Here is a 20099-nt window from a genome sequence, read left to right as displayed (position 1 = left end):
TGTCGGGAAGCTACTTTTTTAACCTCGAAATGGCATGTTGTACCCAGCCAATTTCTCGACTGTCAGCCGACCAATCGCCGGGCATGCCCACGCCCGGCCCCGACCCCGACTTCCTCCAAAGCCAGCATGGCCTGCTGGTGTCTTCCGGATCCTGTCGAGTGGTCGTTCTCGCCTTGGCCTTAAGATGGCGGGCATGTCCACGCCGTTCTTCCGGTGAGATACCCAGCCATTGTTCAAGCACGCCCAACTCGAATCCGTCAAAGCCTGGATGGGTGATCCGGCTCATGGCGCCTTGTCGCTGCATGCACGCATCCAGCGCGCCATCCGGCAGCTGATCCTCGACGGCGCGCTGGACATCGGCAAGCCTCTGCCCGCCTCGCGGGCGCTCGCGCAATCGCTGGGCGTTTCCAGGGACACGGTGGAGGCTGCATACAGCCAGTTGCAGGCGGAAGGGTTTATCGACCGGCGGGTAGGCAGCGGCAGCTTCGTCTCGCAGCGGGCGCAGTTGTCGCCGAGGCATGGCGCGGCTCAGCGCCATATACGGCAGCGCGAGTCGCCGCGCCTCAGCCAGCGCGGTGCGGCCATGTTCCAAAGTGGGGGTGTGCGCGAAACGCTGGCGCCGCGTCCCTTCGCCCCGGGCGTACCCGAAACGCGCAGTTTTCCTTTGCAGACCTGGGAGCGGCTGCAGCGGCAAGTGTTGAAGGAGCAGGGAACGCTTGCCCTGACGCATGGCGACCCGCAGGGCATGGAACCGTTGCGGCGAGCCATCGCGGATTACGTCAATCTGGAGCGCGGCGCCAGCGCCACGCCCGCGCGCGTCCTGGTGTTGACCAGTTCGCAGCAGGCCCTGGCACTGTGCGCGGCCGTGCTGCTCGATGCCGGTGACCGGATCTTCATCGAAGACCCCGTATATCACGGCGCGCGCAGGGCGTTCGACACCGCTGGCCTGGAATGCGTACCGGTTCCGCTGGATGCGCAGGGGATGCGGGTGGAGTCGCTGCAGGATGCCGCGCAGCCTGCCAAGGCAGTGTTCCTGACGCCTTCCCACCAGTTCCCGACCGGGGCGACCCTGGCGCTCGACCGGCGTCTCGCCATCATCGACTGGGCACGGCGGAACCAGGCCTGGATCATCGAGGACGACTACGACAGCGAATTCCACTATGCAGGAAGGCCCACGGCATGCGTGCAGGGTCTCGACGCGCACGACCGGACGATCTACATCGGCACCTTCACCAAGTCTATGTTCCCAGGCCTGCGCATCGGCTACATGGTCCTGCCGCCGCAGCTCGTGGCACCGATGACGGTTGCCCGCACGCTGCAGGACGGGCATAGCGCCGCCATCCCGCAACTGACGCTGGCGCGCTTCATGGAGGGCGGGCACTTCGGTGCGCATGTGCGCACCATGCGTGGCGTCTACGGCGAGCGGCGCGATGTGCTGGAGCAGCTCGTGCGCAGGCACTTGTCCGGTTTCGTTGAACCGCGGGTGCCCAGCGGTGGCATGCAGATGCCATGCGTCTTGCTGCGCGACATCCCGGAGCGCAAAGCCATCGATGCCGCGCGCCGGGCCGGCATCGACCTGCTGGGACTGACGGCCCTGCATGCGTCCAGCCGGTCCGAGTCCGGCTTTCTCATGGGGTTTGCTGCCTATGCCCCGAAAGAACTGGAAGTGGCGGTCAGGAAGCTCGCCAATGTGCTTCGCGCGCTGGATCGGTGAAGGCCTCCCGTGACCTGATTCCTGGATTCGCCGGATCACCCGGTCTTTCGAACACCGGGCGCAAACGGCCGGTGCGGCGCGATCCCCTTGTGCTAGAGTGATTTCCCGGCGGACGGCCGCCCGCGCCTGGCGGGCGGGCTCGCAGCGGCGCTGCGGGCGGCGTGCCGCCGGCTATCGCAGGCCGCCATGATCATCCGTCCCCGCCCCAACTGGCTGCGCATGCTGTTCCTGCTGCGCGGCTCGGTGCTGCCGGCCATTGCGCCGCAACTTGCCCTGACCACCGGCTTCGCCGTGCTGGTGACGCTGCTGCACGGCAGGCTGTTCTCCTTGAAGATCCCGTTGACCTTCGTGCCGTTCTCGCTGATCGGACTGACGCTGGCGATCTTCCTCGGCTTCCGCAACAACACGAGCTACGCGCGCTACTGGGAGGCGCGCGGGCTGTGGGGCAGCCTGCTGAATGCGTCGCGCACGCTGGCGCGGCAGGCCTGCACGCTGTCCGATGGGGTGGATGGCGCCGATGGTGCCGATGGTGAGGAAGCGGCGGCACGCGCGCGCCCCTTCGTCTACCGGCTGGCGGCCTTCGCGCACGCGCTGCGGCACCAGTTGCGCGGCTCGGCGCCGGGCCAGGACATGGCGCGCCTGCTGTCGCCGGAAGATTGCGCGCGCGTGGCGCAGGCGCGCTTCCAGCCTGCCGTGCTGCTGCTGATGGCGGGGGAATGGCTGCGCGACATGCGGCGCCGGGGTCGGCTCGATCCAGTGCTGGCGGCGGCGATGGAGCGTCCGCTGGAACGTCTCACCGAGGTGCTGGGCGGCTGCGAGCGTATCGCCGGCACGCCGATTCCCTTCACCTACGCGGTGATCCTGCATCGCACGACCTATCTCTACTGCCTGCTGCTGCCGTTCGGCCTGCTCGATTCGATCGGGCCGACCACGCCGCTGATCGTCGCCTTCATCGCCTACACCTTCTTCGCGCTCGAGGCGCTGGCGGCGCAGCTGGAGGAGCCGTTCGGCACCGCGCCCAACGACCTCGCGCTGGAGGCGATCTCGCTGACCATCGAAGCGACCCTGCGCGAGACGCTGGGCGAGCGCGACCTGCCGGCGCCGCCGGTGGCGGTGGATTTCGTGCTGCGCTGAAGCCGGGCCCGCGCCGGCCCCTTTGGCGGACCGGCGCGGGCCGCAGGTCAGCCGCGCGGCGCAGCGGCCGGCTGGCGGCCGTCGCCGTCCAGGCGGCGGTACAGCACGACCAGCAGCAGCAGCCAGGCCGGCCCGACGTACAGCGCCACGCGCGTATCGGGGAAATAGGCCATCAGCGCCACCACGCCGGCCAGGAAGGCGAGCGCGATCCACGAGCCGTAGGGCCAGAAGGGCATGCGGAAGGCGAGCGCCTTGCGCTGTGCCGGCGACAGGCTGCGGCGGAACTGCATCTGCGCCACCAGGATCACGGCCCAGGTCCAGACTGCGCCGAAGGTCGAGATCGAGGTGACCCAGACGAAGACCTTTTCCGGTACCAGGTAGTTGAGGGCCACGCCGCCGAGCAGCGCCGCCATCGAGACCAGCACCGCGCGGCGCGGCACGCCGTTGCGGTCGACCTTGGCGAAAGCGCGCGGGGCCTGGCCTTGCACGGCGAGGCTGTAGAGCATGCGCGCGGTGCTGAAGATGCCGCCGTTGCAGGAGGACAGCGCGGCCGTCAGCACCACGAAGTTGATGATGCCGGCGGCGGTGCGGATGCCCAGGCGCTCGAAGGTCATCACGAAGGGGCTGCCCTGGGTGCCGATGCCGTCCCAGGGGTAGAGCGACAGGATCACGAACAGCGCGCCGACGTAGAAGATCAGGATGCGCCAGAACACCGAGTTGATGGCCTGCGGGATGGACTTGGCGGGATTGCTGGCCTCGCCCGCGGTCAGTCCGACCATCTCGACGCCGAGGTAGGCGAACATCACCATCTGCAGCGACATCAGCACGCCGCCGGCGCCGTTGGGCAGGAAGCCGCCATGCGCCCACAGGTTGCCGATGCCGACCGGCACGCCGCCGTTGCCCAGGCCGAACACGATCATGGCACCGCCGGCCGCCAGCAGCGCCACGATGGTGACCACCTTGATCATGGCGAACCAGAACTCGAACTCGCCGTAGGCCTTGACCGCCAGCAGGTTGACGGAGCCCATCGCGGCGAGCGCGGCAAGCGCCCAGATCCAGCGCGGCACGTCGGGGAACCAGATGCCCATGTAGATGCCCACCGCCGTGATCTCGGCGATGCAGGTCACCAGCCACACGAACCAGTAGTTCCAGCCGGTCAGGTAGCCGGCCAGCGGGCCGAGGTAGTCCTGCGCGTAGCGGCAGAAGGAGCCGGCCACGGGATGGTGCACGGCCATCTCGCCGAGCGCGCGCATGATCAGGAAGATCATCGCGCCGCCCAGGGCATAGGCCAGCATGATGGCCGGACCCGCCATGCGGATGGCGGCCCCCGATCCCAGGAAGAGCCCGACGCCGATCGCCGAGCCCAGCGCCATCAGGCGGATGTGGCGCTCGCCCAGGCCGCGCTGCAGTTGCTCCGTTTGGTGTTCACCCATGTCTTCGTTGTCTCCGATGGTATCGACGGACGGCTCCGGCCCTTGTGGGGCGGAGCCGCAGGGGGCAGTGGAGTGCGCGGCGCGCGGAAGCCAGGTCGTGGCGCCGCGTGGACGGCATTCTCTTGCCGAAAAAAGTCGGATGATGGCAGAAGATTCATCAATCTGCCAAATCCACGAAAGGAGGATGGCGGTTTTCCGCGCTGCTTGGCACAAGATGCGAGGCGCGTTCTCCGCCGGCTCGCCGCGCGGACGGATGTGATGCAGGGGTTTCCTGGCGGCGCGGTGGTCAACCGGGACCGGGGTCGGCGCGTCAGTGCGGTGTCCAGACCTTGCGGGAGCGATCCGAGCCATGCGCCTCATGAGCCAAGTCCGATGCCGTAGCGGCGGCGCTTGCGCCACCGGGCTGGCGGCGGCCGCCAGGTGGCTTGCGCGGCGCGCGGCCCTGTTGCCGGCCGCGGCGGCCGTGGCCCTGCTCGGAGCCTGCGCTGCAGGCCAGTCCGGCGCGGGCTCCCAGGGCGGCGCGGCCGCGCTCAGCGCCGCCGACCTGCGCTGGCTCGACCGCGTCACCTTCGGCGCCGACCAGGCCAGTATCGCCCGCCTGCAGCGGCTCGGGCGCGAGCGCTTCCTGGACGAACAACTGCGCCTGCCGGCAGCCGACCCGCCCGCGCTCGCCGGCCCCATCGCGGCGCTGAGCGTGTCGCAGATGGACGGCACCGAGCGCTACCGCGCGGTGGTGGCCGAGCAGCAGCGCATCAAGGGACTCGCGGACGAGGACGCCAAGCGTCAGGCGAGCGATGCGATCACCCGGTTGGGCAGTGACCTGGTGCTGGACACCGCGCGGCGCCACCTGCTGCGCGCGCTCGGCTCGCCGGCGCAATTGCGCGAGCAGATGACCTGGTTCTGGATGAACCATTTCAGCGTCTACTCCGGCAAGGGCACGGTGCGCTGGACCCTGGGCGACTACGAGGACAAGGTGGTGCGCCCGCGCGCGCTGGGCCGCTTCCGCGACCTGCTGCTGGCCACGGTGACCGCGCCGGCCATGCTCGAATACCTCGACAACGCGCAGAGCGCGGCCGGCCATCTCAACGAGAACTACGCGCGTGAACTGATGGAACTGCACACGCTCGGCGTATCGGGCGGGCCCAGCGGCTCGCGCTATACGCAGCAGGACGTGCAGGAGCTGGCGCGCGTGCTGACCGGGGTGGGGCTGGAGGTGAGCGGGCAGCCCCCCAGGTTGCCGCCGCAGCGGCAGGCGGATTACCGCGCGCAAGGGCTGTTCGCCTTCAATCCGGCACGGCACGACTACGGCGCGAAGACGCTGCTCGGCCACCCGATCGCGCCCGGCGGCTTCCGCGAGGTCGAGCAGGCGGTGGACATCCTGGCCGCCGAGCCTGCCACCGCGCGCTACCTGTCGGCCAAGCTGGCTGCCTGCTTCCTGGCCGACGAGCCGCCGCCTGCGCTGGTCGCGCGCATGGCCGATACCTTCATGCATAGCCGCGGCGATATCGGCGCCGTGCTGAGGACGCTGTTCCTGTCGCCCGAGATGGACCGGGCGGCCGCCGGCGCGGGGCGCAAGTTCAAGGACCCGATGGTGTTCGTGGTGTCCTCGCTGCGCCTGGCCTACGACGGACGGCCGGTGGCCAACGTACGGCCGGCGGTGGGTTGGCTGCAGCAGCTCGGCGAGCCGCTCTACGGGCGCGTGACACCGGACGGCTACCCGCTGGCGGAGAGTGCCTGGGCCAGCTCGGGGCAACTGGTCAAGCGTTTCGAGATCGCGCGCGCGATCGGCAGCGGCCCGGCCGGCCTGTTCCAGGGTGACGATGGCAAGCCGCTGCCGGCCGCCGGTTTTCCGATGCCGGGCAATCGCCTCTATTTCGAGGCCATCGAGCACACGCTCGGTGCCGGCACGCGCACGGCGCTGGCGCAGGCGACCAGCCAGGCCGAGTGGAACACGCTGCTGCTGGCCTCGCCCGAATGGATGCAGCGATGAAGGGGCCCCGGCGCGCATGCGCTCCACGGAGTCGATCATGAACCGCAGAGACTGGTTGAAGGGGGCCGCATCCGGCCTCGGCGCCGCCGGCGCGGCGCTGGCGTGGCCCGGCATCGTGTCGCGCGCCTATGCGTTGCCGGCGCAGGCGGACGCGCGCTTCCTGCTGGTGTTCCTGCGCGGCGGCTATGACGCCTGCAGCGTGCTGGTGCCTGCCGGCAGCGACTTCTATCGCGCGGTGCGGCCCACCATCGCCATCCGCGCCCCGCTCGCCGCCGGTGCGCCGCCGGATCCGGCGGCGGCGCTGGCGCTGGCGGCCGGCTTCGAGGCCGATGCCGGCGCCCGTGGCATCGGCAGCTGGGCGCTGCACCCCGCGCTGCGCGACAGCATGCTGCCGCTGTGGCAGCGGCAGCAGCTCGCCTTCCTGCCGTTCGCCGGTACCGCCGACCTGTCGCGCAGCCATTTCGAGACGCAGGACGGCATCGAGGCAGGGCTGCCGTCGGCGCTGGCCGCCGCCGGCGCTGCGCGCGGCAGCGGCTTCCTGAACCGGCTGGCGCTGGCGATGGGCGGGCGCACTGCGCCGGTCGCCTTCACCGACGGCATGCCGACCGTGCTGTCGGGCACGCGCGACGTGCCCAATGTCTCGCTCAAGGGCACCGGACGCGCGCCCTTCGACGCACGCCAGGCACGCCTGCTGGCGCAGATGTACCGGGGTACGCGCTTCGAGCCGCTGATCGACGAGGGCTTCGAGCTGCGCCAGGCCGTGGCGCAGGAAGCCGAGGCCATGCAGCGCCGCGCCGCCATGCCGGCGGCAGCCATGGGCGACGGCACCAGCGGCACCAGCGGCACCACTGGCACCACCGGCGCCGGCGGCACGCTGGCCGCGCGCCTGGAGGAGATGCAGGCAGCCAACCGGCACGCGCTCAGCGCCAAGGGCTTCGAACTGGAAGCGCGCCGCATGGCCGGCCTGATGCGGGACAAGTTCAACCTCGCCTTCATCGACGTGGGCGGCTGGGATACCCATGTGAACCAGGGCGCGGCGCAGGGACAGCTGGCCAACCTGCTGGACAATCTCGGGCGCGGCCTGGCCGGTTTCGCCGAGGAGATGGGGCCGGCCTGGAGCAAGACCACGGTGGTGGTGATCTCGGAGTTCGGCCGCACCTTCCGCGAGAACGGCACGCGCGGCACCGACCACGGGCACGGCACCGTCTACTGGGTGGCGGGCGGCACCGTGCGCGGCGGGCGCATCGCCGGTGACCAGGTGGCGGTGGAAGAGCGCACGCTCAACCAGAACCGCGACTGGCCTGTCCTCAACGAGTACCGGGCCGTGCTGGGCGGCTTGTTCCAGCGGCTGTATGGACTCGACGAGTCCCGCCTGGCCCAGGTGTTCCCGGGCGCGCGGCCGCGCGACATCGGCCTGGTCTGAGCGGCAGGGCCGGCCCGCCTGCGCCGTCAGGGGCGGCGGGCGGGCGCCGCCGTATCGCGTGCCTGCCAGCCGGCGGCCAGCCACGGCAGGGCCTGCGCCACGCCCCAGGCGATCTCGAAGACGAGGAAGATCCACAGCAGCCGCGGTCCGCCGCAGGCGAGCGCATAGGCCTGCCATGCCGCGAACAGCGCGCGCGCGGCGGCATCGTAGCCGCCGTGCGAGGGCAATGGCCGGCGCAGCCGCAGCAGGGCCCAGACCACCACCACGGAACCGAGCAGGTTGGCGAACAGCGTCTGCATCAGGTCCAGCGGCGGCAGCGCGCCCAGGCCGCTGGCGGCACCGGCGGCCGAGAGGGCGGCATGCAGCCAGGCCAGGCTCCAGGGTGTGGCAAAGCCGGCAGTGACCAGCAGGTCGTACCAGGCACTGGCACGCACGAGGCGCAGGTAGCGTTTGCCTGCAAGCGAGGTGGGGAGGGGGTGGTTCATGGTCAGCTCCTTGTCGGTCGTCTCGACGGGAAGGGAAGGCCGGGCGGCCGTCGCCGGCCGCCGCGCCGGCACGGGGTGAGACGTGCCGCAAGGCTGGGGCATGGAGTAAGCTCCAGGGTCAAGCGCCGCCGGCGGGGTGGCGCCAGGACGAGTGGAGGCGCTGGATGCGCATTGGAGAGCTGGCCGAGCGGGCAGGACTGTCGCGCGACGCGGTGCGGTTTTATGAAAAGGTGGGCTTGCTAAAGGGACGGCGGCTGGCCAATGGCTATCGGGACTTCCCGCCGGAGACGGTGGAGTGGCTGCGCTACGTGCGCGTCGCGCAGGCGCTGGGTTTTTCGCTGGCCGAAATCGCCGCGCACGGCGCCACGCTGCGGGCGGCGGAGGATCCCGCCGAGACCTTGTCGGCGCTGCTGCGCGCCAAGCTGGCGGTGATCGACGCACGCCTGGCCGAGCTGGGCGCGCTGCGCGGCGAGCTGGCGGCGCGCATCGGCCAGCCTTGCCCTTTTGCACCGGCGGTCCTGACCGGCCCCGACCTTCTCTGACCTTTCCCGACCCATCGCCGGGCCATGCCCGCCCGTCCAACATGTATTCCCTCGACGACCTCAAGCTCTTCGTGCGCACGGCCGAACTGGAGAACCTTTCCGCGGCGGCACGCGAACTCGACCGTACCGCCGCCACCGCCAGCGCCGCGCTGATCCGGCTGGAGCAGCGTCTCAATGCGCGGCTGTTTGCCCGCACCACCCGCCGCATGCGCCTGACCGAGGAGGGCCGGCTGTTCCTGGACGCCGCGCGCAGGGCATTGGCCGCACTGGAAGAAGGCGAGGGCGCCCTGGCCGAGCAACGCGAAGAGCTGGCCGGGCCGCTGCGCCTGTCGGCGCCGTCGGACCTGGGGCGCAGCTGGCTGCGCGGCTGGCTCGACGATTTCCTCGAGACCCACCCGCAGCTTTCGCTGGAATTGTCCATCGGCGATACCCTGGCCGACCTCTTCCGCAGCAATGTGGACCTGGCCGTGCGCGTCGGCTGGCTCGAAGACTCCAGCCTGGTGCGGCGCCAGCTCACCACCACGCGGCGCGTGGCGGTGGCCGCCCCCTCATACCTCGCGCGCGCCGGCAGGCCGGCGTCGCCCGAGCAGCTCGCCCGCCACCAACTGCTGTGCCTGGCGCCCGGAGGACAGGCGCGCATGCGCTGGCGCTTCCAGTCGGGCAGCCAGCAGGTGGAGGTCGAAGCGAGCGGGCGCCGCACCAGCGACGACGGCGCGGTGGTGCGCGACTGGGCGCTGGGCGGGCACGGCATCGCCTTCAAGAGCTGGTTCGACGTTGCCGCCGACATCCGCGACGGCCGGCTCGAACTGCTGCTGCGCGACTGGTACGGGCAGGCCCTGCCGCTGCAGCTCGTGTTCCTGCGCAACCGTTTTCCGGCCTATCGCCAGCGCCGGCTGATCGAGTTCCTGGAGGCGCGCTTCGCCGCCTTCGACGCCGCCTATCCCTTCCCGGCCTGAATGCCGCCGGCGCGCCCCGCAGGGCGCGCTGCCTGTCTGGCGACAGAGACAAAGCGACATATTTCTTTCACAGAACACCGTCACAATGCGCTCACTGTCGCGGTGACCCGGTGCAGCAGCGCAGCACGGCAGCATGGGGCGGGGATGTGCCAGCCACGTCTTCACCGCGATCAGCCCGTCGATTCCTGCCGATGTCGCGGCGCGTTCCGTCGTCAGCTGCTTCCGTGGTGCCCGGTTCCTCGCGGTTCCGGATGCGCCGGGAGGGCGCTCGCGCCATGCCGGCCGATCGGCCCGATGCGGTGCGGGCGGGGATCGTCATCCGACAAAAAAAGACCGAGTGAATACAGTGAAGAAAGCTCTCCTTGCATTGGCCGCCGCCGCGGTCTCCGGCGGGGCCTACGCCCAGGCCGCGTCCAACGTGACGCTCTACGGCATCGTCGATGCCGGCATCGAAGTGGCCAGCCACGCCCCGGCTGCCAACAACGGCAGCGAGACCGTCTATCGCATGAACTCGGGCAACCTGTCCGGGTCGCGCTGGGGCCTGCGCGGCACCGAAGACCTGGGTAACAACCTCAAGGGCATCTTCGTGCTGGAAAGCGGCTTCGACCTCGACACCGGCATGTCCGGCCAGGGCAACCGCCTGTTCGGCCGCCAGGCCTACGTCGGCGTGCAAGGCGACTTCGGCGCCGTCACGCTGGGCCGCCAGCAGAACGCGCTGTACGACCTGTTCGGCGCCTACGATCCGATGGGCGTGGGCCCGCGCTACTCGCTGAACAGCGTCGACTCGCTGTTCAACGGCCGTGCCGACAACGCTGTCAAGTACACCGGCAAGTTCGGCGGCCTGACCGCCACCGCCTTCTACAGCTTCGGCCGCGACAACAACGGCGAGACCCCGGGCGCCTTCAAGGCCGCCAAGAACTTCGGCGGCGGCGTGTCGTACGGCAACGGCCCGTTCTCGGCCGGCGTGGCCTATGACCAGTTCCAGGGCGCCAGCGCGGCGCTGCAGGACCGCGCGGCCCGCCGCGTGGCCGTGGGCGCGTCCTACGCCTTCGGCGATGCCAAGGTCTTCGCCGGCTACCGCTGGCTGCGCGACGAAGGCACCGCCAGCGCCACCGCCGCGGTGACCCGCAACAACGTCTACTGGCTCGGCGCGCAGTACCGCGTGATGCCGGCGCTGATGCTGACCGGCGCGGCCTACTACACCGACACCAAGAACAGCGGCGCCGATCCGTGGCTGTTCGCGCTGGTGGCCGACTACTCGCTGTCCAAGCGCACCGACGCCTACGCGATGCTGGGCTACACCAAGAACAAGAACGGCTCGGCGCTGGGCCTGAGCGGCAACGGCACCGTGGTCGCCGGCCAGAACCAGGCCGGCGCCACCATCGGCCTGCGCCACCGCTTCTGAGCGGAGCGCCCGCAAGGAACGGGGCGCGGCGGCGGCTGGTGTAGACTGGGGCGGCTTTCCTACGTCCCGGTCCGTACCGCATGCCGCCTGCCGCTTCCCGTCCCGCCTTGCTGATCAGTTCCTGCCTGCTGGGCCGGCCCGTGCGCTACGACGGCCAGGGCAAGGCGCAGCCGGATGCCGTGCTGGCGCGGCTGCGCGAGGTCTTCGAACTGGTGCCGGCCTGTCCCGAGCTGCTGGGCGGCCTGCCGGTGCCGCGACCGCCGGCGGAAATCGTCGGCGGCAGCGGGCCGCAGGTGCTGGCCGGCGTCGCCGTGGTGCGCGAGCGCAGCGGCGGCGACGTCAGCGCAGCCTTTGTATCCGGTGCGCAGCAGGCCCTGGCGCTCGCGCGCGAGCGCGGCTGCCGACATGCCCTGTTGAAGGCATTCAGTCCCTCCTGTGGCAACCGCGCGCATTACGACGGCAGCTTCACCGGTGCGCACCGTGCGGGGCAGGGCGTGGCCGCCGCGTTGCTGGCCGAGGCCGGGCTCATGGTGTGGAACGAGGACGAGGTCGATGCCTTGCTGCGCGCCGTTGCCGATGCCGTTGCGGAAGACGCCGGCGCCGATTCAACGCTTGCCGCTTCCGGTCTTCCTCGCTAAGATGTGTTCCGCCTGCCGCACCAACGGCAGGACGCGTCGCTCGGACGGTTCCGGGCGCTTACGTTGAAAGGAACTCCATGTCTGCCGCTTCGGGCAAGCGCCGCTTTGCGCGCATCGATCGCCTTCCCCCCTACGTTTTCAATATCACCGCCGAGTTGAAGATGGCCGCCCGCCGCCGTGGCGAGGACATCATCGACATGAGCATGGGCAACCCCGACGGTGCCACGCCGCCGCATATCGTGGCCAAGCTCACCGAGGCCGCCCAGCGCGCCGACACCCACGGCTATTCGGCCTCCAAGGGCATCCCGCGCCTGCGCCGCGCCATCTCGCACTGGTACCGCGAACGCTACGAGGTCGATATCGACCCCGACAGCGAAGCCATCGTCACCATCGGTTCCAAGGAAGGCCTGGCCCACCTGATGCTGGCCACGCTCGACCGCGGCGATACCGTGCTGGTGCCCGATCCCAGCTACCCGATCCACATCTACGGGGCGGTGATCGCCGGCGCGGATATCCGCTCGGTGCCGCTGACGCCCGGGGTGGACTTCTTCGCCGAGCTGGAAAGCGCGATCCGCGGCAGCTATCCCAAGCCCAAGATGATCGTGCTGGGCTTTCCCTCCAACCCGACCGCGCAATGCGTCGAGCTGGACTTCTTCGAGCGCGTCATCGCGCTGGCGCGCAAGCACGATATCTTCGTGGTGCACGACCTGGCCTATGCCGACATCGTCTTCGACGGCTGGAAGGCGCCGTCGATCATGCAGGTGCCGGGGGCGAAGGACATCGCGGTGGAGTTCTTCACGCTGTCCAAGAGCTACAACATGGCGGGCTGGCGCATCGGCTTCATGGTCGGCAATCCGGACCTGGTGGCGGCGCTCACGCGCATCAAGAGCTATCACGACTACGGCACCTTCACGCCGCTGCAGGTGGCCGCGATCGCCGCGCTCGAAGGCGACCAGCAATGCGTGAAGGAGATCGCGGCGCAATACCAGTCGCGCCGCGACGTGCTGGCGCGCGGGCTGATCGAGTCCGGCTGGCCGGTGGAGATCCCCAAGGCGTCGATGTACATCTGGGCGCGCATCCCGGAGCCCTACCGTGCGCTGGGTTCGCTCGAGTTCTCCAAGCAGCTGCTGGCCAAGGCCAAGGTGTGCGTGTCGCCCGGCATCGGCTTCGGCGACTACGGCGACGAGTACGTGCGCTTCGCGCTGATCGAGAACGAGTCGCGTATCCGCCAGGCGGTGCGCGGCATCAAGGCCATGTTCCGCGCCGACGGGCTGGTCAAGGTACCGGTGGACGAGCACCATCCGCAGCCGGGCAAGGCCAAGGGCTGAGCCTCGTCCAGCGCATATCGGGCGCCATGTGCGGCTGGCGCCGTCCGGCGCGGCCGGCTGCCGCCCCGGAGTGTCTCGATGGGCACCCGGAGCGGGACCGGCCGGGCGTGGCGCAGTCGTCGCTGCCTATACTGGATTCATTGTCGTTCAATCGGCCCGGCCGCTTGCCGCCGGGCCATGGGAGAACCACGATGCAACGGTATGCCATCCTGATCGCGGCGCTGCTGCCGCTGGCCCTGGCGGGCTGCGTGTCCTTCAGCAGCAGCGACCCCAATCCCCCAGCAAAGACAACCGTCGTGGTGCCGCCGCAAGGTGCCACGGTGTGCACGCCGTCACCGTGCTAGTGCCGGCGCCTGCTGCCGCGCCAGCCCGCGCGCCTGCCGCATCAGCGTGCCGGAGAGCAGGATGTTGCCGTCGACCGGGAGCGCCGCCGCGCGCAGCCCCTCGGCCGTCCAGGTATTGCAGGTGAAGAAGGCATCGTAGGTGCCGGTGGCGGCGAAGAACACACTGCCCGGATACGGGCCATCGCCAAGGCGCATGGCTTGTCCGTCAGCGGTGTCCTGCACGGAGGCGCGCAGATAGGCCTGCAGGCCATCCAGACCCTTCTCGCCGACTTCGAGATTGACTACCTCCCTCGCGCCGAAGGCGGCTTCCGGCGGCGCGTTCAGCACCGTCATCAGCAGCGCGGCCCGGCTCGGCAGCAGCGCTGAAAGCGTGGCCAGCACGCCATGCTCGCGCGCCATGACGAATTGCCGCTCGCCGAAACCGAAGCAGAGAAAGCGCGCGCCGTCGAATCCACTGGCCAGTGCCCGCACGCGCTCGCCCGCATCGGGGTACGCCAGGCAGATGTCGGTGTGCCAGCCGCGCGCGATCACGGCGATGCGGGTCACCGGCGGACCGCCCGGCACGGGGGGCGGGGCCGACGCGCAGCCGGCGAGCAGCAGCATTGCCAGCGCCAGCAGGCGCGGACGCGGTGTGGGGCAGGGCGGACCGTTCCGGCGCAACTGGGCTCCTGTCGATAGGTTCCTGTCGATGGACCATGCATCGCATGGCCCTGCGGGAAGTGTAGGCGGCGCACCGCTGCCTGCCGCAAGCCCGGAACGCGAGCGCATCAGGACAGGGCGCCCGCCTGCTCCAGCACGAACGCTGCCCGCCGGGCGACGCTGCCCGGCGGCACCTCGACCAGTTGGTAGCCATAGGCCGCGTAAGTGGCCCGCATCGCTTCGCAGGTACGCACGGCCTCTTCGTAGCTCTGCCGGCGTTCGGCGTCCTGCGTGAAGATCTCGCGCCAGGGCGGCAGCAGGAAGACCTGAGGGCGATAGCGGAAGATGCGCGCGGCGCGCTCGACGTGCGCGGGCACAGGCAGCCCGCTCAGGCGCAGGTAGCCGGCCACGTCCGGCATGCCGCGGTCGAAGAAGACCAGGCCGGGCTGGCGGCCGGCGAGATGATAGGAGCGCATCTCCCAGGCCAGCATGGCTTCGGCGAAGGCCGTCGCATCGCACCAGGGCAGCGCGTTGCCGCCGATGGCGACCTGGTCCCGGATGATGCCGCGCCCCGCTTCTTCGCTGCAGGCATAGCCGGCGCCGGCGAGGGCTTCCAGCAGGGTCGTCTTGCCGGCGCCGGGGCCGCCGGTCAGTACGATGAAGCGGGATGATGCGGAGGTGTCGGCAACGGATGTGGTGGGCATGGCAAAGGGCTGGGCAGGAGGGTGCCGGGGGCAGCGTCACGCTGTCGCGACGCCTGCCGGGCTGGGAATCGGGGACGCGCAGGAGGGGGAGCGCAGGAGAGCAGCGCAGGAGAGCAGCGCAGGAGAGGAGCGCGCGCGGGAGGGCGAAGCGGGGCGGCGGCTGCGCAGTAGTGCGAGGGAGCGGCGAGGCGGGCGGCGATCGTTGCGGCGCGCAAGGCGCGCGCCGCGCCGGCGCCGCTTCAGGTCCGGCGCACGTGGCCGAGCGTGGCGATCACGAAGCCTGTAAGGAAGACTCCGGAGCACAGCAACAGCCAGTCGCCGCTCATCAGGTTGACCAGGTAACCGGTGGGCGAGGAGCCGTCGGGGATCAGGTGGATGCGATAGCCTTCCAGCATCAACCGGAACAGGTGGGGGTTGCCGGGCACTTCGCTGAAGGGGATGGCGATCAGCAGGCCGACCACTGCGAGGGCGATCGCGATACCCATGATTCTATAGCCGAGCGTTCTCATGCGCTGGATGTCCTAGTTGTGCCGCCTGGCGCCGGCGGCCCGGGTGCTGCGGTGAGCAGGGCGCGATGCCGCGTGAAGCCAGTCGTTGGTGAGCCAAAGCATCATTTTGGCCGATAGTGATGTATCCGCCTCTGACTTTGGTCAAGTCATGGCAGCTTGCCGGCGGCGCGGCCGGGCGCTTGCGCGTAGTCGACCGCTGCATCGGACGGGCGCGGCGTGTCGCCGGTGTGCTCCAGCCAGCCGCCGCCCAGCGCCTGGTACAGGTCGACCAGGTTGGTCAGGCGCTGCAGCCGGGCCGTGATCAGCTGCTGCTGGGCCGAGTAGAAATCGGTCTGCGCCGTCAGCACGCTCAGGTAGCTGTCGACCCCGCTGCGGTAGCGCATTTCGGACAACTCCAGGCGCCGGCGCTGGGTGCTGGTGAAGAGCGCCAGCGAGCGGATCTGGTTGTCATAGGTGCCGCGCGCGGCGAGCCCGTCGGCGACTTCGCGGAAGGCGGTCTGGATCGCCTTCTCGTAGTTGGCGATGTCGATGCGTTTCTGCACGTGCGCCAGGTCGAGGTTGGCGACGTTCTGCCCGCCCTCGAAGATGGGCAGGGTGATCTGCGGCGTGAACGACCATGCGGCGGAGCCCGGCTTGAACAGGCCGCCGAAGGTGGGCGACAGCGTGCCGCCGCTGCCGGTCAGCGTCACGCGCGGGAAGAAGGCCGCGCGCGCGGCGCCGATATTGGCGTTGGCACCGCGCAGCACCTGCTCGGCGGCGGCGATGTCGGGGCGGCGCGCGAGCAGGTCGGATGGAAGCCCGGGCGGAATGTCGGCCAGCAGGTCCTGGCTGTCCAGCGCCAGGCCGGCAGGCAGATCGGCCGGCAGCGGCTCGCCCACCAGCAGCACCAGCGCATTCTCGGCCTGGGCGCGCAGCCGCTGCTGCGACTCGAGGTTGGCGCGCGCCTGCTCGACCACGCCCTCGGCCTGGCGCAGGGCCAGCTCGGAGCCGGTGCCGGTGTCGAACTGCAGCTTGGTGATGCGGAATGACTCCTGTGCCGTCGCCAGGGTGTTGCGCGTGACGGTGAGCGCATCGTCGTAGGCCAGCATGGTCAGGTACTGGTCGGCCACCGCCGACACCAGCGCGATCTCCGCCGCCTTGCGGTTCTCGGCCTGGGCGAAATACTGCGCCAGCGCCTGGTCCTTGAGGCTGCGGACGCGGCCGAAAAAGTCGATCTCCCAGGAGACGTCGAGGCCGACCGAATATTCCGTGGTGATCGGCTTGCCGCTCAGGGTCAGGTCCTTGGGCGTGCGCGTCCGGGTCATCGAGCCGGCCGCGCTGAGCGCGGGGAACAGCGCGGCGCGCGCGATCTGGTACTGCGCGCGGGAGGCTTCGATATTGAGCACCGCCACGCGCAGGTTACGGTTGTTGCGCAGCGCCAGTTCGACCAGCTGCTGCAGGCGTGCGTCGGCGAAGAAATCGCGCCAGCCGATCTCGGGCGCGGCCAGGCCCGCGGCGCTGCGGCTCTTGTCGGCGGCGCCGGCCGCCTCCGGCTGGTGGTCGTAGACGCCGCCGCGCGGGAAATCCGCGTCGACCGGCGCGGCGGGACGCTCGTAGCGGGGCGCGAGCGTGCAGCCGGCGGCGAGCACGGCGGTGCAGGCGGCGATCAGGCTTTGTCTGCGCATCTCAAGGTCCTTCCGTGGGCACGGCCGTGCCGCCGGCGCCGGGTCCGCCCGCACCGGGCGGCGTGGCCCGTGCCGGCTCGACCTTCTGCTTGCTGAAGCGGCTGATCACGACGAAGAACATCGGGATCATGAAGATGGCGAGGAAGGTGGCGGTCACCATGCCGCCGATCACGCCGGTGCCGATCGCGTGCTGGCTGCCCGAGCCCGCGCCGTTGCTGACCGCCAGCGGCGTGACGCCGAGGATGAAGGCCAGCGAGGTCATCAGGATCGGGCGCAGCCGCAGGCGCGCCGCTTCCACCGCTGCCTCGACCGCGGACAGGCCCTGGTCGCGCAGATCGCGTGCGAATTCCACGATCAGGATGGCGTTCTTGGCCGACAGGCCGACCGTGGTCAGCAGGCCGACCTGGAAGAACACGTCGTTCTCCAGTCCGCGCAGCGTGGTCGCCAGCAGCGCGCCGACCACGCCGAGCGGCACCACCATGATCACCGAGAAGGGGATCGACCAGCTCTCGTAGAGCGCGGCCAGGCACAGGAACACGAACAGGATCGAGATGCCGTACAGGATCGGCGCCTGCGAGCCCGACTGCCGCTCCTGGTAGGACAGGCCGGTCCATTCGTAGCCGATGCCATCGGGCAGCTTGGCGGCGATGGCTTCGACCGCGGTCATGGCCTGTCCGGTGGACTTGCCCGGTGCCGCCGCGCCCTGGATTTCCACCGCGGGAATGCCGTTGTAGCGCTCCAGCTTGGGCGAACCGTAGATCCACTGGCCGCTGCTGAAGGCGCTGAACGGCACCATGGTGCCGGCGGCGTTGCGCACGTACCAGTAGCTCAGGTCGTCCGGGTTCATGCGGAAGCGCGCGTCGCCCTGGGCGTAGACCTTCTTGATGCGGTTGTCCAGGTCGAGGAAGTTATTGACGTAGGACGATGCCCAGGCGATGGAGAAGGTCTGGTCGATGCTGCTGGTGGTGAGGCCCAGCGCGTTGGCCTTCTCGCGGTCGATGTTGATCTTGAACTGCGGCGTGTCGTTGAGGCCGTTGGGCCGCACCTGCGCCAGCGAGGGGTCCTTGGCCGCCATGCCCAGCAGCATGTTGCGCGCCTCCATCAACTTCTCGTGGCCGAGGCCGGCGCGGTCCTGCAGCTCGAAGTCGAAGCCGGAAGCGGTGCCCAGCTCGGGGATCGAGGGCGGGTTGACCGGGAACACATTGGCGTCCTTGTAGGGCGCGAAGTGGGCGAACATGCGGCCGACCAGGGCCGGCACCTTGAGGTTCGCCGTCTTGCGCTGGCTCCAGTCGCGCATGCGCACGAAGGCCAGGCCCGAGTTCTGGCCGCGGCCCGCGAAGCTGAAGCCGTTCACCGTCAGCACCGCCTCCACCGAATCGCGTTCGTCTTCCAGCAGGTAGCGGCGCACATCGTCCAGCACCTTCTGCGTGCGCTCCTGGGTGGAGCCGACCGGGGCCTGCACCAGCACGAACATGGAGCCCTGGTCCTCCTCCGGCAGGAAGGATTTCGGCAGCTTGAGGAACAGCACCGCCACCACCGCGATCACCATCAGGTAGATGATCAGCCAGCGCCCGGAGCGGCGGATCACGTGCTTCACGCCGCCGTGGTAACGCTGCTGGCTGGCGGTGAAGGTGCGGTTGAACCAGCCGAAGAAGCCTTTCTTCTCCTCGTGGTGGCCCTGCGGGATGGGCTTGAGCATGGAAGCGCACAGGGCCGGGGTCAGGATCAGCGCGACCATCACGGACAGGATCATGGCCGAGACGATGGTCAGCGAGAACTGCCGGTAGATGGCGCCGACCGAGCCGCCGGAGAAGGCGACCGGCACGAACACGGCCGACAGCACCAGCGCCACGCCCACCAGCGCGCCGGTGATCTGCTCCATGGCCTTGCGGGTGGCGTCGCGCGGCGACAGTCCCTCCTCGGCCATCACGCGCTCGACGTTCTCCACCACCACGATGGCGTCGTCCACCAGCAGGCCGATGGCCAGCACCAGCCCGAACATCGACAAGGTATTGATGGAGAAGCCCACCACCGCCATCACGGCGAAGGTACCCAGCAGCACCACCGGCACGGCGATGGTGGGGATCAGGGTGGCGCGCAGGTTCTGCAGGAACAGGTACATCACCAGGAACACCAGCACGATGCCTTCCAGCAGCGTCTTGACCACTTCCTCGATCGACAGCTTGACGAAGGGCGTGGTGTCGTACGGGAATTCCACCACCAGGCCGCTGGGGAAGTACCTGGACAAGGCGGCGATCTTCTCGCGCACGGCCTTGGCGGTGTTCAGCGCATTGGCGCCGGTGGCGAGCTGGATGCCGAAGGCGGCGGTCGGCTGGCCGTTGTACTGCGTGTCGAAGTTGTAGGTCTCGCCACCGAGTTCGATGCGGGCCACGTCGCGCAGGCGCACCTGCGAGCCGTCGGTGTTTACCTTGAGCAGGATGTCGCCGAATTGCGCGGGGGTCTGCAGCAGCGTGGCCTCGGTGATGGTGGCCTGCAGCATCTGGCCGGGCACGGACGGCGTGCCGCCCAGGCTGCCGCCGGCGATCTGCACGTTCTGCGCCTGCACGGCCGCGGTGATGTCCAGCGGCGTCAGGCTGTAGTTGTTCAGCTTGGTCGGGTCCAGCCAGATGCGCATGGCGTACTGCGAGCCGAACAGCGTGACCGTGCCGACGCCGTCGATGCGGCTGATCGGGTCGAGCACGTTGGAGGCCACGTAGTTCGACAGGTCGTAGCGGTTCATGCTGCCGTCCTTGGAGACGAAGGCGAGCACCAGCAGGAAGCTGCTGCTCGACTTGGTCACCTTGGTGCCGAGCTGCTGCACCACCTGCGGCAGCAGCGGCGTGGCGAGCTGCAGCTTGTTCTGCACCTGCACCTGCGCGATGTCCGGGTTGGTGCCGGCGGCGAAGGTGAGCGTGATGGTGGCGGTGCCGGAGTCATCGCTGGTCGAGGACAGGTAGAGCAGGTGGTCGAGGCCGCTCATCTGCTGCTCGATCACCTGCGTCACCGTGTTCTCGACGGTCTTGGCCGAGGCGCCGGGATAGTTGGCGCTGATCTGCACCGCGGGCGGCGCGATGGTCGGGTACTGCGCGATCGGCAGCGTGATGATGGAGGCCACGCCGGCCAGCATCAGGATGATGGCGATGACCCAGGCGAAGATCGGATGGTCGATGAAGAACTTTGCCATGGCGCCG

At 69.7% G+C, this 20099-nt stretch carries 17 protein-coding genes; 10 read left to right on the top strand and 7 right to left on the bottom strand.

Going from position 1 to position 20099, the window contains the following annotated elements; all coding sequences use genetic code 11:
• The first annotated feature begins 229 nt into the window (after positions 1-229).
• Positions 230-1714: a MocR-like pyridoxine biosynthesis transcription factor PdxR gene (gene pdxR, locus BKK80_RS29795; RefSeq protein WP_071072417.1), complete on the top strand. Its 1485-nt coding sequence runs from the start codon at positions 230-232 to the stop codon at positions 1712-1714.
• Positions 1715-1900: 186 nt separating this feature from the next.
• A complete protein-coding gene (locus BKK80_RS29790) occupies positions 1901-2848 on the top strand; it encodes a bestrophin family protein (protein ID WP_071019066.1) in 948 nt (315 codons plus the stop codon).
• Positions 2849-2895: 47 nt separating this feature from the next.
• On the opposite strand, the gene BKK80_RS29785 is transcribed toward BKK80_RS29790, so the two are convergent.
• Positions 2896-4281, bottom strand: a complete 1386-nt coding sequence (locus BKK80_RS29785; protein WP_071019068.1) for an amino acid permease — start codon at positions 4279-4281, stop codon at positions 2896-2898.
• Positions 4282-4639: 358 nt separating this feature from the next.
• Here BKK80_RS29785 and BKK80_RS29780 point away from each other — a divergent pair, with 358 nt between their 5' ends.
• Both BKK80_RS29780 and BKK80_RS29775 read left to right on the top strand, forming a co-directional pair.
• Positions 4640-6271 (top strand): DUF1800 domain-containing protein, encoded by a 1632-nt coding sequence (locus tag BKK80_RS29780; protein ID WP_071072415.1) that lies wholly within the window; start codon positions 4640-4642, stop codon positions 6269-6271.
• Between the two features lie 37 nt (positions 6272-6308).
• Positions 6309-7694 carry a DUF1501 domain-containing protein gene (locus BKK80_RS29775; RefSeq protein ID WP_071073417.1) on the top strand — a complete coding sequence of 462 codons (1386 nt, stop codon included), beginning with the start codon at positions 6309-6311 and terminating at the stop codon, positions 7692-7694.
• 26 nt (positions 7695-7720) lie between these two features.
• Here BKK80_RS29775 and BKK80_RS29770 read toward each other — a convergent pair whose 3' ends face one another.
• Positions 7721-8179: a hypothetical protein gene (locus tag BKK80_RS29770; protein WP_071019072.1), complete on the bottom strand. Its 459-nt coding sequence runs from the start codon at positions 8177-8179 to the stop codon at positions 7721-7723.
• A 164-nt stretch (positions 8180-8343) separates the two neighbouring features.
• Between BKK80_RS29770 and BKK80_RS29765 the strand changes: the two genes are divergently transcribed.
• The 6 genes from BKK80_RS29765 to BKK80_RS36800 all read left to right on the top strand — a co-directional run bounded on the left by BKK80_RS29765 (position 8344) and on the right by BKK80_RS36800 (position 13392).
• Complete coding sequence (locus BKK80_RS29765) at positions 8344-8721, top strand: MerR family transcriptional regulator (RefSeq protein WP_071072413.1); 378 nt, start codon at positions 8344-8346, stop codon at positions 8719-8721.
• A 41-nt stretch (positions 8722-8762) separates the two neighbouring features.
• Entirely contained in the window at positions 8763-9677 is a 915-nt protein-coding gene (locus BKK80_RS29760; protein ID WP_071019075.1) for a LysR family transcriptional regulator, read from the top strand.
• Between the two features lie 346 nt (positions 9678-10023).
• Positions 10024-11082 carry a porin gene (locus BKK80_RS29755; RefSeq protein WP_071038612.1) on the top strand — a complete coding sequence of 353 codons (1059 nt, stop codon included), beginning with the start codon at positions 10024-10026 and terminating at the stop codon, positions 11080-11082.
• 80 nt (positions 11083-11162) lie between these two features.
• Complete coding sequence (locus tag BKK80_RS29750; RefSeq protein WP_071019078.1) at positions 11163-11720, top strand: 2-thiouracil desulfurase family protein; 558 nt, start codon at positions 11163-11165, stop codon at positions 11718-11720.
• A 77-nt stretch (positions 11721-11797) separates the two neighbouring features.
• Positions 11798-13048, top strand: coding sequence for an alanine transaminase (gene alaC / locus BKK80_RS29745; RefSeq protein ID WP_071038610.1), 1251 nt, complete (start codon positions 11798-11800; stop codon positions 13046-13048).
• A 191-nt stretch (positions 13049-13239) separates the two neighbouring features.
• Positions 13240-13392: a hypothetical protein gene (locus tag BKK80_RS36800; protein ID WP_156811454.1), complete on the top strand. Its 153-nt coding sequence runs from the start codon at positions 13240-13242 to the stop codon at positions 13390-13392.
• On the opposite strand, the gene BKK80_RS29740 is transcribed toward BKK80_RS36800, so the two are convergent.
• The 5 genes from BKK80_RS29740 to BKK80_RS29720 form a co-directional block, all read right to left on the bottom strand.
• Positions 13381-14052, bottom strand: a complete 672-nt coding sequence (locus tag BKK80_RS29740; protein ID WP_071072411.1) for a DUF2459 domain-containing protein — start codon at positions 14050-14052, stop codon at positions 13381-13383. The genes BKK80_RS36800 and BKK80_RS29740 overlap by 12 nt on opposite strands.
• A gap of 107 nt (positions 14053-14159) precedes the next feature.
• Positions 14160-14735 carry an AAA family ATPase gene (locus BKK80_RS29735; RefSeq protein WP_071072409.1) on the bottom strand — a complete coding sequence of 192 codons (576 nt, stop codon included), beginning with the start codon at positions 14733-14735 and terminating at the stop codon, positions 14160-14162.
• 239 nt (positions 14736-14974) lie between these two features.
• On the bottom strand, positions 14975-15220 hold the full coding sequence (locus tag BKK80_RS29730; protein ID WP_071019085.1) for a hypothetical protein: 246 nt from the start codon (positions 15218-15220) through the stop codon (positions 14975-14977).
• A gap of 170 nt (positions 15221-15390) precedes the next feature.
• Positions 15391-16908 carry an efflux transporter outer membrane subunit gene (locus tag BKK80_RS29725; RefSeq protein WP_071038607.1) on the bottom strand — a complete coding sequence of 506 codons (1518 nt, stop codon included), beginning with the start codon at positions 16906-16908 and terminating at the stop codon, positions 15391-15393.
• Between the two features lies 1 nt (position 16909).
• Complete coding sequence (locus BKK80_RS29720; RefSeq protein ID WP_071038606.1) at positions 16910-20092, bottom strand: efflux RND transporter permease subunit; 3183 nt, start codon at positions 20090-20092, stop codon at positions 16910-16912.
• Positions 20093-20099: the final 7 nt, after the last annotated feature.

The sequence above is a fragment of the Cupriavidus malaysiensis genome (assembly GCF_001854325.1).
Classification (GTDB): domain Bacteria; phylum Pseudomonadota; class Gammaproteobacteria; order Burkholderiales; family Burkholderiaceae; genus Cupriavidus; species Cupriavidus malaysiensis.
Note: the sequence above shows the minus strand (reverse complement) of the source record. Positions and strands in the feature narration are given on the sequence as shown.

Excerpts from the sequence above, each read along its gene's own strand:
- BKK80_RS29790 (WP_071019066.1), top strand. The coding sequence starts at position 1,901 with ATGATCATCCGTCCCCGCCCCAACTGGCTGCGCATGCTGTTCCTGCTG.
- BKK80_RS29785 (WP_071019068.1), bottom strand. The coding sequence starts at position 4,281 with ATGGGTGAACACCAAACGGAGCAACTGCAGCGCGGCCTGGGCGAGCGC.
- BKK80_RS29780 (WP_071072415.1), top strand. The coding sequence starts at position 4,640 with ATGAGCCAAGTCCGATGCCGTAGCGGCGGCGCTTGCGCCACCGGGCTG.
- BKK80_RS29775 (WP_071073417.1), top strand. The coding sequence starts at position 6,309 with ATGAACCGCAGAGACTGGTTGAAGGGGGCCGCATCCGGCCTCGGCGCC.
- BKK80_RS29770 (WP_071019072.1), bottom strand. The coding sequence starts at position 8,179 with ATGAACCACCCCCTCCCCACCTCGCTTGCAGGCAAACGCTACCTGCGC.
- BKK80_RS29765 (WP_071072413.1), top strand. The coding sequence starts at position 8,344 with ATGCGCATTGGAGAGCTGGCCGAGCGGGCAGGACTGTCGCGCGACGCG.
- BKK80_RS29760 (WP_071019075.1), top strand. The coding sequence starts at position 8,763 with ATGTATTCCCTCGACGACCTCAAGCTCTTCGTGCGCACGGCCGAACTG.
- BKK80_RS29750 (WP_071019078.1), top strand. The coding sequence starts at position 11,163 with ATGCCGCCTGCCGCTTCCCGTCCCGCCTTGCTGATCAGTTCCTGCCTG.
- alaC (WP_071038610.1), top strand. The coding sequence starts at position 11,798 with ATGTCTGCCGCTTCGGGCAAGCGCCGCTTTGCGCGCATCGATCGCCTT.
- BKK80_RS36800 (WP_156811454.1), top strand. The coding sequence starts at position 13,240 with ATGCAACGGTATGCCATCCTGATCGCGGCGCTGCTGCCGCTGGCCCTG.
- BKK80_RS29735 (WP_071072409.1), bottom strand. The coding sequence starts at position 14,735 with ATGCCCACCACATCCGTTGCCGACACCTCCGCATCATCCCGCTTCATC.
- BKK80_RS29730 (WP_071019085.1), bottom strand. The coding sequence starts at position 15,220 with ATGGGTATCGCGATCGCCCTCGCAGTGGTCGGCCTGCTGATCGCCATC.
- BKK80_RS29725 (WP_071038607.1), bottom strand. The coding sequence starts at position 16,908 with ATGCGCAGACAAAGCCTGATCGCCGCCTGCACCGCCGTGCTCGCCGCC.
- BKK80_RS29720 (WP_071038606.1), bottom strand. The coding sequence starts at position 20,092 with ATGGCAAAGTTCTTCATCGACCATCCGATCTTCGCCTGGGTCATCGCC.